This is a genomic window from Trinickia sp. HAY1-2D (genome assembly GCF_056754935.1).
This window is the reverse complement of sequence record NZ_JBPGWX010000002.1, coordinates 2,453,131-2,466,820: the sequence shown is the minus strand read 5'-3', so window position 1 is coordinate 2,466,820 and position 13,690 is coordinate 2,453,131. Positions and strand designations below refer to the sequence as shown.

11 protein-coding genes are annotated in these 13,690 nt (G+C 62.1%); 7 read left to right on the top strand and 4 right to left on the bottom strand.

All coding sequences use genetic code 11. The features are described from left to right. Nucleotides 1-250 precede the first annotated feature (250 nt). From ACR9ZC_RS18725 to ACR9ZC_RS18700, 6 genes are all read left to right on the top strand, one after another. On the top strand, nucleotides 251-2,164 hold the full coding sequence (locus ACR9ZC_RS18725; RefSeq protein WP_481582713.1) for an SMP-30/gluconolaconase/LRE-like region family protein: 1,914 nt from the start codon (nucleotides 251-253) through the stop codon (nucleotides 2,162-2,164). A 318-nt stretch (nucleotides 2,165-2,482) separates the two neighbouring features. Further along, nucleotides 2,483-3,010, top strand: coding sequence for a type III effector (locus tag ACR9ZC_RS18720; RefSeq protein WP_481581439.1), 528 nt, complete (start codon nucleotides 2,483-2,485; stop codon nucleotides 3,008-3,010). Between the two features lie 154 nt (nucleotides 3,011-3,164). Further along, nucleotides 3,165-4,298 (top strand): substrate-binding domain-containing protein, encoded by a 1,134-nt coding sequence (locus ACR9ZC_RS18715; protein WP_481581438.1) that lies wholly within the window; start codon nucleotides 3,165-3,167, stop codon nucleotides 4,296-4,298. A 54-nt stretch (nucleotides 4,299-4,352) separates the two neighbouring features. Then, nucleotides 4,353-5,900: a sugar ABC transporter ATP-binding protein gene (locus ACR9ZC_RS18710; protein WP_481581437.1), complete on the top strand. Its 1,548-nt coding sequence runs from the start codon at nucleotides 4,353-4,355 to the stop codon at nucleotides 5,898-5,900. A 35-nt stretch (nucleotides 5,901-5,935) separates the two neighbouring features. After that, a complete protein-coding gene (locus ACR9ZC_RS18705; protein WP_440558770.1) occupies nucleotides 5,936-6,931 on the top strand; it encodes an ABC transporter permease in 996 nt (331 codons plus the stop codon). Nucleotides 6,932-6,939: 8 nt separating this feature from the next. Continuing rightward, on the top strand, nucleotides 6,940-7,932 hold the full coding sequence (locus ACR9ZC_RS18700; RefSeq protein WP_481581436.1) for an ABC transporter permease: 993 nt from the start codon (nucleotides 6,940-6,942) through the stop codon (nucleotides 7,930-7,932). A gap of 546 nt (nucleotides 7,933-8,478) precedes the next feature. Here ACR9ZC_RS18700 and ACR9ZC_RS18695 read toward each other — a convergent pair. The 4 genes from ACR9ZC_RS18695 to ACR9ZC_RS18680 form a co-directional block, all read right to left on the bottom strand. Beyond that, on the bottom strand, nucleotides 8,479-9,339 hold the full coding sequence (locus ACR9ZC_RS18695; protein WP_481581435.1) for a sugar phosphate isomerase/epimerase family protein: 861 nt from the start codon (nucleotides 9,337-9,339) through the stop codon (nucleotides 8,479-8,481). Beyond that, nucleotides 9,336-10,505, bottom strand: coding sequence for a dihydrodipicolinate synthase family protein (locus tag ACR9ZC_RS18690; RefSeq protein WP_481581434.1), 1,170 nt, complete (start codon nucleotides 10,503-10,505; stop codon nucleotides 9,336-9,338). The genes ACR9ZC_RS18695 and ACR9ZC_RS18690 overlap by 4 nt, the downstream gene beginning before the upstream one ends. Nucleotides 10,506-10,508: 3 nt before the next feature. Continuing rightward, entirely contained in the window at nucleotides 10,509-11,300 is a 792-nt protein-coding gene (locus ACR9ZC_RS18685; RefSeq protein WP_481581433.1) for a 3-ketoacyl-ACP reductase, read from the bottom strand. 186 nt (nucleotides 11,301-11,486) lie between these two features. After that, complete coding sequence (locus ACR9ZC_RS18680) at nucleotides 11,487-12,167, bottom strand: TetR/AcrR family transcriptional regulator (RefSeq protein ID WP_481581432.1); 681 nt, start codon at nucleotides 12,165-12,167, stop codon at nucleotides 11,487-11,489. A gap of 212 nt (nucleotides 12,168-12,379) precedes the next feature. Between ACR9ZC_RS18680 and ACR9ZC_RS18675 the strand changes: the two genes are divergently transcribed. Continuing rightward, nucleotides 12,380-13,684 (top strand): MFS transporter, encoded by a 1,305-nt coding sequence (locus tag ACR9ZC_RS18675; RefSeq protein WP_481581431.1) that lies wholly within the window; start codon nucleotides 12,380-12,382, stop codon nucleotides 13,682-13,684. Nucleotides 13,685-13,690: the final 6 nt, after the last annotated feature.

The window sequence follows — 13,690 nt, the reverse complement described above, 5'->3', positions numbered from 1 at the left end:
AAGAAATAGCACGTTAGCTGACGCCGGCGCGATACCGATACGAAGCGCGGGCGCGGCGAACGCAATCAAGTCTTTCTCCGATCGAGAAGCCCGGATACGAGTATGCGGACGCGGTTGGTCACTGAAGCAATCCAAACGCTCCGTCGTCGTTGTTGAATAAAAAGTATGCGTTGAGGCGCGCAGGAATTTTTCAACAAATTCTGGTTGCTATGATCGAAATTTGTGGGCGAGCTCTGGACAAAAATCGATGCTGACAAACAAAATAATTCGTGGGGCGCTTTTCGGCGTCATGGTCGCGGCGGTTACGCCGTCCTGTCCCGCGCGATACACCACGGACTGGCTCGCGAATTCCTACGGTTCGCTTGCCGAGCATGTCGGCAACGCGGCCCGCGCGATGTGGGTCGCGCCTGACGGTACGATCTATACGGCATCGATGTGGGACGAGAGCGCGGGCGGTATCGGAATCTATCGCAACGGTAAAACGATCGGCTCCATCGGCCGGCACAACGACGTTCAAGGCGGGGCCATCGCGGGAAATGCTACCTCGATCTTTGCCGAGTTGCAGTCGAGCGCGCGCGGCGGCAGCGGCGCGGTCGGTCGTTTCGATCGAACGACTGGCTTGCGCGACCGGGTATTCCAGGTCAGCAATGCGAGTGTCGGCGTTCATGCCGATCGAATCACCGGTCTTGCGGCATCGAAGTCGTTGGTCTACGCGAGTGACCTTCCCGGCAGCCGGGTCCGCATTTATACCGTCGACGGCATCTGGCAGCGCGATATCGCCTTTCAGAAACCCGGCGCGCTGACGGCGGACGATGCCGGAAATGTCTGGGTTGCCCGACAAGACGAGGGCGAAATCGTCGAGTTCAGCGCGGCCGGGCGTCAATTGACGGCTATTCGTATGCCGGAGGGGTCGCGGCCATCCGCGCTTTTCTGGGATTCGACCTCGAAGCAATTGCTGGTGGGCGACGAAGGCCCTGATTTGAACATCAAGCTATATTCGTTTTCGAATGGGCTTCCCAGGCTCGCCGGCACGTTCGGCGTGCGCGGCGGTTACCTCGACACCTCGACGGGCATCAAAGGGCAAACGGGCGAGAACCGCTTCAATCGCGTGGTAGGCATCGGGCGCGATGACAGCGGCAATCTCTATGTCCTCAACAATCCGTGGGGTAGGGGATGGGACCTCGCCCGGACCGGCGGCACCGATATCCGGGCGTATGGCAGGGCCGGCCGAATGCAGTGGGAATTGCATTCGCTGAATTTCGAAGCGATTGCCGCACCCGATCCCGGTAACGATGGGACCGATTTCTACAGCGGTACGAACATCTATCGTGGAAAGTCGGGCGGCGTCTTTTTTGCCAATACCGTCGATCCGTTCGAGTTTCCCTCGGACCCGCGCCTCGACAGCACTCAGCGCGGTGAGCATTTCGGACAACTGGCCCGCGTGGGAGGGAATCTCGTTCTGGTCGCGGCAAGCCAAAACCCCAGAACGTTTCATTTCTTTCATTTCAATGCCGCGCATGGATATATCGCCATACCGGACGGCTCGTTGCCCGGCGATTTGTTCGATACGGTGCGGGAAGTGACAGGAGGCTTTTGCCTGGACAGCAAGGGCGACGTCTGGGCAGCGCTCGACAAGACCGACGCGATCTACCACTACCGGCTTCTCGGCTTCGGCGCCGATGGGAAACCGCGGTGGAGCCCGCCCGAAACGATCCCGGTCCCGGCCAGCGTCCGCCCGCTCGTGCGAATCGTTTACTTGCCCGAGAGCGACACGATGATCCTTGCGCAGGGGAGCGGCAGTACGCTCGACTGGACGCAGATGAGCGAGCGCATCGAGGTCTATCACGGTTGGCTTGCCGGCAACACGCGCAGGCCGAACCCGGTCGTGGTGCTGGAGAACGCGAGCGCGAAGTCGCTCGCAGCCGCTGGAGACTATCTTTTCGTGGGGTATGTCCATACCGTGCCGAACATCGACGTATTCAGCCTGAGCGGCGGCCAGCGCGTGGCGACGCTGACCAACAGCAGCGAAGGCAGGATCGACGTCGGCAACGATGTGGATTCGATGTATGGACTGCGGGCTTATCTGAGAACGAACGGCGAGTACCTGGTTGCGAAGGACAACTACAACGGGTCGAGTGTCGTCGTTTATCGATGGCGGCCTTGAGGCCGAACGATTGCGCGCTTGGGCGTGATGCCGAAAGCGATGCCATGAATTTCTTTCGCCAGCGGACGCGGTTTTACGCTGCCTCTTGAACGATGACAGCCGCCTGGATCCGATACTCGGGCAACAAACCGGGACAAGAGATAGAGGGGGCAGATGCATGGCAGAGGGGTGGGCCGCGCCGCGAGAGCGCTGACTCAGACGGGCAGCACTACCAGGGCAAACAAGCGGACGACGGAGCAAGATGCGTCCCCAGGCGGTTCACGGACTCGGAGCGTCTCGCCCCAGTTGTCGGCGTTGCCGCGCAGGCGTGTCAGTACCGTGGTGAGCGACACGCGGACCAACGAAGCAGGCGACGTCACGGATCCCGGACACATCCAATATCAAACATCGGAAGCCGAGCGCGCACGAGAGCCGGGGTTGGCGCGCGCCATTGGACATTCGCGACGCACCGATCCGCGTGCACCCAGGGCACAGAGTCTCAAGGTAAGCGGCCATTTGCCCGACGGTACGCCATTTCGCGTCAATGCCCTGAAGGGACCCGCGATCGACGCGGGTGACGACAAGCTCATCGACCCGCAATCGGCGTCGCGCGTAATCGACCACGGGGAGATGACGGATGAGCAGCTCGCGCGTATGAAGGAGATTCAGCAGCAGCCGATTTTTCCCGAATACGAGACGAGCGGCGCCGACTCGAGTAATTGCGTTCACGGCCACGCCGAGGTGGCGCGTACGGTGTTCGACTGGGACGTGCGCCCCGAACGGCACGCGCGGCCGCAGGACCTGGCCGAACAGATGGCCGGCTTCAGCACGGAGGACAGCGGAAAAAAACCGTCAGACGTGAGCTGATCGGCAGTACGATGAGCACTGCTGCAGCGCAAAATACAACCTGCTCCTACGACATCCCATTAAGTGACGATCCCTCTCACTTCTTGACAGGGCAATCGCCACTCTCCACACTTGCCCGCATTGCGGCGATATACCTTTCGATGGGGGTAGGTCAATGAAAGCTTGGCATAAAGCTCTGCATCCCATGATCGTTGGCGCACTGATGGCGGTCGCGTTGTCGACTCCAGCATTTGCGCAAGGCCCGAAGGCGGTTAGCGGCCCCGGCGCCGATCCGGGCTGTTTCAAGCCGCAGGCGGCCGACACGAAGTACTTCCAGTGGCCGGCCAAACCGGGCCCCTATCGAATTGCGCTCGTTAACGGTTTTATTGCCAATGACTGGCGCGTGCAGATGATCCGCGTTGCCAAAGCCTATGTTTCCCAGCCGGCGGTCAAAAACGACATCAAGGAATTCAAGGTCGTCTCGGTTGGTCAGGACATCTCCGCGCAGATTGCCGCCGCCAACAATTTCATCGATCAAGGCTTCGATGCCATCATCGTCGATGCCAACAATTCCGCGGCTTTCAAGGGCGTCGTGCGCAAGGCCAATGCGAAGGGTGTCGTCGTCGTATCGTTCGATAACGTGATCGACAGCCCCGATCAAATCTCGGTCAATGTGAACCAGGTCGGGCTCGGCGAAATGGCGGCGACGTTCTTGCTGAAGGAAGCCAAAAAGAAGAGCGGCGATCTGACGTTCCTGCACGTACGCGGACCGTCCGGCCAACCGGTGGATCTCGCCCGCGACAAGGGCTTTCATGAAGTACTCGACAAGTCCGGCCGCAAGGTCAAGGTAGTCGACGTGATCGGCAACTGGGCACCGGGCGACGCGCAAAAGGCAACCGCGGATGCGATCGCCGCGGGCGGCATTTTCGACGGCATCTACGTACAGGGCGGCTCCCAAGGCACGGTGCAGGCCATGCTCGACGCGGGCAAGTTCAAGGCGCCGATTTCCGGCGAGACGGAGAACGCTTTTCGGATGCTATGCGACAAGGCAGACCTGACCTGCCAGTCGGGCGGTACCGGGCCGGCGCAAAGCGCGGTGGCGATCAAAACCGCGATTGCGGCGCTGCAAGGCAAAGTGGTGCCTCAAGGCATCGCGCTGCCCACGTCGGTCGACTATTCGCCTTTTACGCCGGACAAGAATGTATTCCCCAAACTGCCGGGCAGCTTCTTCGCCGGCAACAACTTCCCCAGTTGCAATATCGGGTTCTCCGCCGAGGAAATTGCGAAGCAGAGCAGCCAGAACAACTGAACGCTTGAGCGCGGCCGCGCATCGTTGCCGCGGCCGAAAAGGGGAGGCACGACGATGGGGGAGGGAGCATCGGATCCACTGCTGCGCGTGGAGGGTGTGTCGAAGCATTACGGCGGCGTCCGGGCGCTCGAGGATGTGCGGTTTTCGTGTCGCGCGGGCTCGATTCATGCGCTTCTCGGCGAAAACGGCGCGGGCAAATCCACGTTCATCAAGATCCTTTCAGGCGTGGTGCAGCCCGAGCGCGGCCGCATCGTGCTTGGCGGTATGCCGGTCAGCTTCCCTACGCCCGCCGCGGCGGCGGACGCGGGCATATCCTGCATCTTTCAGGAGCTTTCGCTGCTGCCTGATCTCACGGTGGCCGACAACATCAATATTGCGGATCCGCTGCGCCGCCTCGGATTGATCGATCGCACGCAAGAGCGGCGGCGGGCGGAGCAGATGCTGGCCCGCGTCGGCGGCGAGGATATCCACCCGGCCGCGCCCGTAGGCCAGCTTCCGCTCTCGCGCCAGCAGTTGGTGGAAATTGCCAAGGCGCTGGCACGGCGGCCAAAAGTGCTGATACTCGACGAGGCGACCTCGGCGTTGACAGCGGCCGACGTAGCCAAGGTCTTCACCCTGCTGAAGCAGCTTCGGGCCGAGGGCATGGCGATCGTGTACATCTCCCATCGCATGCACGAAATCGCCGAGCTTGCCGACGAATGCACTGTGTTTCGCAACGGCCGCTACATCGAAACCTTCGCAGCCGGCACGCGATCGGACGATGCCATCGTGGAGATGATGATCGGCCGCGAGTATTCGAGTGCCTTCCCGCCGCTCGGCGGGACGCGGCGCGACGGAACACCGGCGCTTGCCGTGCGTAACTTGTCGTGGGCCGGAGAATTGAACGACATTTCGCTCGAAGTCCATCCGGGCGAGGTCGTCGGTCTGGGCGGTCTTGACGGTCAGGGCCAGCGGCAGTTCCTGCTCGCATTGTTCGGTGCGCTGATCGGCGTGGAGGGGACGATCGAAGTGGCCGGCCGGCCCGCGAAAATCGGCAGCCCGCGTCAGGCGAAGTCGCCACAACTCGGGCTCGCGCTGATTCCGGAAGACCGCAAGAACGAAGGGCTGATGCTGCCCATGACGGTGCGCGAGAACCTCTCTTTTGCCGCGCTCGAGACGCTGAGCCGGTTCGGCCGCATCGACCGCAAGGCGGAGGCCGAGCAACTCGACGCGCTCGTGCGGCAGTTGGCCATCAAATCGGATGGACTCGACGGTCCCGTGGCCGCGCTTTCCGGCGGTAACCAACAGAAAGTGGTGATCGGCAAGTGGCTGATGACGCGCCCGCGCATCGTGCTCCTGAACGATCCGACGCGTGGCATCGATGTCGGCACGAAACAGGAGATCTACTTGCTGCTGCGCCGGCTCGCGCAGCAGGGAACGGCCGTGCTCTTCTATTCGACCGACTACGACGAACTGATCGGTTGCTGCGACCGCGTGGCCATCTTCTATGACGGCACGATAAGCCGGATGCTCCAAGGCGCCGAGCTGACCGAGCGCAATCTCGTGGGCGCGGCGCTGAACTTGTCTTCGGCGGGCGAGCGGCCGGCTTCGAACGCTGCTTAGAGGTTGCCGATGCAACTGTGGAACGAGGGGCGAAGATGACGGTCGGAGCGCGCGACAGAAACTGGCGATATCGGCTCGCCGCCCAGCGCGGCGCGCTCGCCGCGGCCGCTATTTTCGCGATCATGTTCGCGGTGTACGGCGCCGCGCAGCCTACGGGACTGAGTTCGGATGTCGTCAATACCGCGGCGAACAAGGGGGCGCTATTGGCGCTCGTTGCGATGGCGCAGACCGTGCCCGTGCTCACGGGCGGGCTCGACCTGTCGGTCGGCATGATCTTCATGCTGACCAATTGCCTGGCATCAGTCATCGTCACGGGCAGTCCGGTCATGACGATCCTCGGCATTGCCGGCGTCCTCGCGGCAGGTCTCGCGTGCGGTCTCGTGAATGGATTGATCGTCGTCTATGGGCGGCTGCAGCCCCTCATCGCGACGCTTGCGACGAGCGCGATCTACTTCGGTATTGCGCTCGCGTTACGACCGCAGCCGGGCGGTGACGTCAACGGCGATTTCGCCGATCTGATGACGAGGTCGACCTATGGGGTGCCTTCGTCGGTCGTGCTGATCGTGGCGGCGGTCGTCCTGATCTGGATGCCCTACCGAAACTCCACGCTGGGCAGGGCGGCCTATGCGGTCGGTTCGTCGGAACAGGCCGCTTATATGTCGGGCGTTCCGATTGCGCGAGCCAAGCTTTGCGCTTATACGCTTGCGGGGCTCTTCGCCGCGGTGGGCGGGCTGTTGCTCACGTGCCTGACGTATTCCGGCGAAGCGCGTGCCGCGCTGGGCGGGGACTATACGCTGAACTCGATTGCCGCGCTGGTGATCGGCGGCACCTCGCTCTTCGGGGGCTCGGGCGGCGTGGTCGGCTCTGTCTTCGGGGCGTTCGTGATGCGCACGGTGGGCGATCTACTCGTTGTCTTCAACATCAATCCGGTGCTGCAGCCGCTATTCGTCGGAGTGGTGTTGCTGTTCGCCGTCAGCCTTGGCTCGCTGCGCCTGCTGCGGGTACGCAACAAGCTCGATCTCTATCGCTAAAGCCCGCCATGCTTCGTTCCTTGCCCAAGATCGACGTCGCGACATTGATCGCATTTGGCTGCATCGTGCTGCTCCTTTTGCTGGGCGGCGTGGCCAAACCCGGCTTTTTGTCCGTCGATTATCTCGGTCAACAACTTCAGGTTGCGGCGTTCCTCGGCGTGATTGCGACGGGCGAGATGATCGTGATCCTGATGGGACAGATCGATCTCTCGATTCCATGGACGATCGGTATCGGCGGCATGATGGCCACCGGCGCATCGGGCATTCTCGGCACTGCGCTCGGCGTACCGCTTGCCGTCCCGTTCGGGATTTTATGCGGCGCTTTGATCGGGGTGGTGAACGGCTGGGGCGTGGCTTATCTGCGGGCCCCTTCCATGATCTTCACGCTCGGCATGAATGCCGTGGCCCAAGGCCTCATGGTCTATCACACCGGGGGGTTCGCACCTCAGGACCGGGCGACTTCACTCATGATCGAGCTTGCCAGCGGTCAGTGGATCCCCGGTCTTTCCAATCCGCTGCTCGTGTGGATCGCGCTTGGGGCGCTCACCGTCTATATCCTGACGCGCACCGTATTCGGTCGTCAGATTTATGCGATCGGCAATCGCGAGCGGGCGGTCTTTCTTTCCGGCGTCGATAGCCGGAGGGTCACGCTGATCGCTTTCGCGTTTTCCGGCGCTTGCGCGGCGGCCGGCGGCGTGCTGCTTGCCGGATGGGCAAACCGTTCGTATCAGGCCATGGGCGATCCCTATCTGTTGCCTACGATCGCCGCCATCGTGCTGGGCGGAACCAATGTGCTCGGCGGTCGGGGTACTTATCTCGGCACCGTGGCCGGCGTGATTCTGATCACCCTCTTGCAGTCGATTCTTTCGGTACTGCAGCCGCAGGATTATTTCGCTTCGATGGGCATCAAGCTGCCCGCCGATGTCTTCCGGCAGGTCGTGTTCGGCCTCGTGATCATCGTGATGATGATGCTGTATGGGCGGGAGAAAGCGATGCGATAGTGGGGCGGGAGCCGGGATCATGCGGTGCAAGGGCGCGTGTCCATGTCGAGAGACCTGGCACGTGCCTTGCCGCAATGTCGATGGGAGGCGGCGGGCACGATGGCTTGCCGCCGACTCGATCCGCACGAACCGGGAGGTACCATGGAATTCTTCAGGCCAATACTGATAGCCGCCTGTGCGCAACTGGTCATCGCAAGCCCGCTGGCCATGGCCCAGACCACACAGCCCCCACAGCAACCGAGCTCCACCCAGCAAGGCGCGCAACCCGACCAGCAGGCGCCCGGCACCACCACGCGCTACGCGGATCCGAGCCACCCAGCGTCATCCCCCCAAGGTGGCACGCTTATGCAAAAGCGTGAGCAGGGTATGTCGCCGCAGGGCGCTTCAGGTACCGCGACCGGCAAAATCCCGCAGTAGAAAGACGAGCGTGCCGCGCTCAGCGATTCCGGGCTGTTTCGCTGTTTGGTCGTGAGATTCGCGTGGCTCCGGCACGCCATCTGAACAAAGGTCGTGCGTCGTCGTGCTCGAACGCTGCCTCTTCGCCGCTCAGCAAACCGACTGCAGACGGTCCGCGCAAATCCGCAGCACTTCGTCGGGCGGCATTTTCGACCACGTATCGCGAGAAAAGATCTCCACCTCGGTCATGCCCGCGTATCCGCCGCGCTCGACCCAGCTTCGGATCTTCGACAGCTCGATGATCCCATCGCCCATCATTCCGCGATCGAGCAGCATATCCTGGGTTTCGTGCAGCCAGTCGCTGACATGGTAGGCGAGGATGCGGCCTGCGCGTCCGGCCCTGGTCACGGCCGACTCGAGTTGCGGATCCCACCAGCAATGATAGACATCGACCGCGATGCCGAGGTAGCCACTATGGTGCGGGTCGACGGCCTGGCAGATGTCGATCGCCTGGGGGATCGTGTTCAACACCGAACGGTTTGCGGCGTACATCGGATGGAGCGGTTCGAGGGCAAGCGGCACGCCGACTCGTGCCGCCGTTTCCAGCAACGCGGCAACGCCATCGATCACCTGATTTCGGCTCAGCTCGAGGTCTCGGCTGCCATGCGGCATCCCGCCGACCACCATGACGAAGCAGCGTGCACCCAACTCCGCTGCATCGTGGAGTGCCACGATATTCGACTCGATATTGGCCATCCGTTGCTCGCCGGTGAGGGCGGGCAGATAAGTGGAGCGGCAGTACCCGGTCACAGCGAGGCCCAGCGCGCGGATCTGTCTTGCGATGCGCTTGACGTCGGCCGCCTCGACTTCCGCTCGCCACGGTGCGATGCCACCGAACCCGGCGGCTGCGATTCGATCGATCGTCGTCGACAGTGGTTCGCGGTGGCCGAGCGTGGCGGTGTTGATCGAGCAGATATCGAGACGACCGCGAAGCGAGTTCTCGGCAGTCATGCCACACATCCCAACGGACGCAATACGTCGGCTATACGCCGGGCGGCGAGCTCGGGATCGCGCAGCAATCCAGCGGCGTCCGCATGGCGGAACAGTTCCGCAAAGTAAAGCGGCGGTCGCATGCCATGATGGCCGCCGAGCATGAAGAAGTGGTCTTGGAAACCATTGAGGTAAGCGAGGAATACCACGCCCGTTTTGTAGTACTGCGTGGGTGCGCGGAAGATATGGCGGGACAACGGTACCGTGGGTCGAAGCAGCGCATCGTAGCGAGCGCGATCGCCGACGGCCAGCGCGGCGAGCGCTTGCGATGCCGCCGGTACGATCGCGTCGAAGATGCCGAGTAGCGCGTGCGAGAAGCCTTCATCGTCACCCGCAATCAAATCGGGATAGTTGAAGTCGTCGCCCGTGTACATCTTCACGCTTGCCGGCAGGCGCCGCCGGAAGAGAATTTCCTTTTGTGCATCGAGCAAGGAAATCTTGATGCCGTCGATCTTCTCTTCGTTGCCATGAATGATCTCGAGACACGTTGCCGCGGACCGCTCAAAATCGGCGCTGCCCCAATATCCGGCGAGCTCGGGATCGAATGCGTCGCCCAGCCAATGAAGGATCGCGCGCCCATCGCACATCGACAGCACTTCGCGATAGACACGCACGTAATCGCGCTCGGAACGGGCAGCGCGCACCAGCGCGCGACTTGCCATCAGGATGATCCGGCTTCCGGCGCGTTGCACAGCCTCGAGCTGCGATGCGTAGGCTCGAATCACATCGTCGAGGGACGCCGCGGACCCGTTCGGAAGATGGTCGGTGCCGCAGCCGGACGCGATCAGTGCGCCCGGAATATCGCGCGTTTCGGACACAGTGCGCGTCACCAGTTCGAGCGCGTTGTCCCACGATAGGCCCATGCCGCGTTGCGCGGTATCCATAGCTTCGGCGATGCCTAACCCTTGGTTGAGCAAATAGCGCCGATACGCGATGGTGCGGGACCAGTCGATGGCGTTCGAGGTGCCGGGATCTCCCGTCGCAAACGGCTGCGCGACCACGTGCGCGGCGGAATAGGCGATGCGGTTGAACGGCGTCGAGGGCGGCACAGCGACGAGCGGTTGGCCGACCAGCGTGTAAGGCTCGAGCGTGCCGTCGGAGGTAGGGAGCTTGATTTCGTGCGTCATGATCTAGAACTTCCGAACGAGTAGGCCGCCATCGACACGAATGGCCTGTCCAGCGCTGTAGGGCAGACCACCGGTCGCGAGTGTGCGAACGGTAAGCGCAACGTCTTCGGGGCGGCCCCACCGCCCAATCGCCAATTGGCCGCTTTCCACCAACGCGTCATACCGGTGGCGGGACGGCGCGGTCATTTCCGTTTCGATGAGGCCCGGCTGCACTTCATAAACGGCCATGCCGAGCTCGGCCAAGCGCAGCGAAAACAGCGTGGTGGCCATCGAAAGCGCCGCTTTCGATACGCAGTACTCGCCGCGCAACGTAGACGCGGCAACCGCGTTGGACGAGCTGATCGTGACGATCGTCTGGCGGGGCGCCAGCTCTGGCGATGACGTGCCGGCATTGGTCTGGCGCGCCCTCACACGTCTGCCGAAAGCCTGCATCAGAAAGAACGTCCCGCGGGTGTTCACATTCAGGCATCGGTCGTAGCTTTCCTGACTCACGTCGAGAAGGTCGCCGCGCGAAATCACCGATACGCCGGCATTGTTGACCAGGCATGTGATGGGGCCGAGCTGCGCCTCCACACTGGACAGCAATGCGTCATGCATATCGATGGCCGCCAGATCGGAAACGACCGAGATGGCTCGCGCCCCGCGTCGAGCGACGAGGCGGCAGACGTCGTCCAGTTCGTCTGACGGTTGGATGTCTGTGAGGGCGACGTCGAAGCCGGAGCCGGCGAGTTCCAGCGCGATCGCTTTGCCGATACCTCTTCGAGCGCCGGTGATGAGCGCAATCGGGCGTTGCATGGGTGTCTCCTCCTGTTCGATCGCCGCGCATATGGCGAAGAAGCTGTAAGTAACGATATGGTTCGTTATTTAATACCCGAGCGAAGCGCATGTCAAACGGGTTTTCCATGAGACGGAAGCGCTGTGTCGAATATCGCGCGGCATTTGCCGCGCGCGATGGAGCAAGAAGGGGCGGGCGCGGCTTGGCTATCGGGGCCGCAAAACGCTCAGGACCGTATCGATGTTGAATTCCAGGCGCGCCGCGAGGGCTTCCTTCGAAGTGAAGTCGAAGCCGAAAATGACCTCGCCGGTGTAGCGGTTCGTCAGGTAGTAGTAACCGATTGCGGCGAGGGTCAAGTGTAGCTGGCGCGGATCGACTCCCGCGCGGAACTCGCCGCTTTGCACGCCCCGGTCGAGGATGCGCTGCAGCATGTCGATGAAGCCGCTATGGATCTCCACGAAGCGCCGGGATTTCTTGACGTGGCGGGCTTTGTGGAGATTCTCGCTATTGACGAGCGACATGAACTCCGGGTGCTTCAGGTAGTACTCCCAAGTGAACGTCATCAGCGCACGGATCGCCTCGGCGGGCGGCAGATGATCGAGCTGAAGCTTGCCTTCAGCGGTCCTGATATCGGTCCACGCGTCTTCGAGCACAGCCTGGAACAGTTCGTCTTTTCCCTTGAAGTACTCGTAGATCATCCGTTTGTTGACACCGGCCTTCTCCGCGATGGAGTCGATGCGGGCGCCCCCGAGGCCGACCTTCGCGAATTCCGCCTTCGCGGCCGCCAGGATCTTGTTTTGCGTTTGGACGGGGTCGCGCAGCCGCTTCGCAGTGCGGGATGGCGTGACGGACCGCGGGTTCGTTTTGGTTTCGGAGGTGGTCGGCATTGCTTCGAGATCGGACGGGTAGGGAAACGTTGGGACACTTTATACCATCGCCGAAAACCGGCCCTGCGCTTCGCGCGCGGCGGTTTGCGAAGGCCGGTCACCGATTTCCTCGTTAACCCCAGGTCGCGGTAAATGCGCTTGCTCGCGGCCTCGTGCTATGCCAACATCCGCTCCTAAGTAACGAACCGGTTCGATATATTGAGGAGGTGGATATGAATCAGTCGGGTTATCGGTGGCGGATATGCGCATTGTTGTTTTTTGCCACGACGATCAACTACCTCGATCGTCAGGTGCTGGGTCTGTTGAAGCCCGCGTTGGCCGCTCAGTTGAATTGGTCGGAGACCGAATACAGCTATATCGTCGTCGTCTTCACCGCCTGCTATGCGCTCGGTCTCTTGGTGTCGGGCAAGCTCGTCGATCGCTTCGGGGTCAAGATCGGTTACGCGGCGTGTGTCTGCGTCTGGAGCATCGCAGCGTGCGGGCACGCACTCGTGCGCAGCACGTTTGGCTTCGGCGCCGCTCGCGCACTGCTCGGTGTAGCCGAAGCCGGCAGCTTTCCGGCCGCTGTCAAGGCGGTATCGGAATGGTTTCCCAAGCGCGAGCGAGCGTTCGCGATCGGCATCCTGACGGCGGGCACCAGTATCGGGGCCGTGGCTGCTCCCGCGGTGGTGCCGTGGCTTGCGTCCACTTACGGATGGCAGGCGGCTTTCTTCGTCACCGGACTGACCGGGTTCGTTTGGTTGGGGTTCTGGTTTGCGATGTATGAGGTTCCGCAACGCCATCGAAAGGTTCAGCGTGAGGAACTCGCGTTGATCGTCGAGGGCGGCGCGGTGTCGGACCCGGCCAATGCAAAAGTCAGCTGGTTCTCGTTGTTCAAATACCGTGGAACCTGGGTGTTTTTCGTCGGCAAGCTGCTCACCGATCCGGTGTGGTGGTTTATGGCGTTCTGGCTGCCGTCGTATTTCAATTCGCGTTTCGGCCTCGACCTCAAGAACCTTGGCCTTCCGCTCGTGGTGATCTACGTCGCGACATCGATGGGCAGCGTCATCGGCGGGTGGGTGTCGTCCCGATTGATCGCTCGCGGTTGGTCGGTCAGCAAGGCGCGCCAGACCACGATGTTGTGCATCGCGTGTCTCGTCGTGCCGATCGTGCTCTCGCCATGGGTGAGCAACATGTGGGTGATGGTCGGACTGCTGAGCCTTGCAGTGGGCTCGCATCAGGGCTGGTCCGCGAACTTGTTCACACGGCCGGCCGACCTGTTTCCGAAAGAGTTCGTCGGTTCGGTTGTCGGTATTGGCGGCATGGCCGGAGCGCTCGGATCGACGTTGTTCCCGATCTTCGTCGGCCGCCTACTCGATCATTTCAAGGCGCTCGGGAACGTCGATACCGGCTACAACATCATCTTTGCGATTTGCGGATGCGCCTACCTGCTCGCGTGGTTGCTCATGCGCGTGCTTCAGCCCGTCGAGGCGAGGATCGAGGCGCAAAACGCCGCAACGGTGCCGGCGATCAAATAGTCCGTG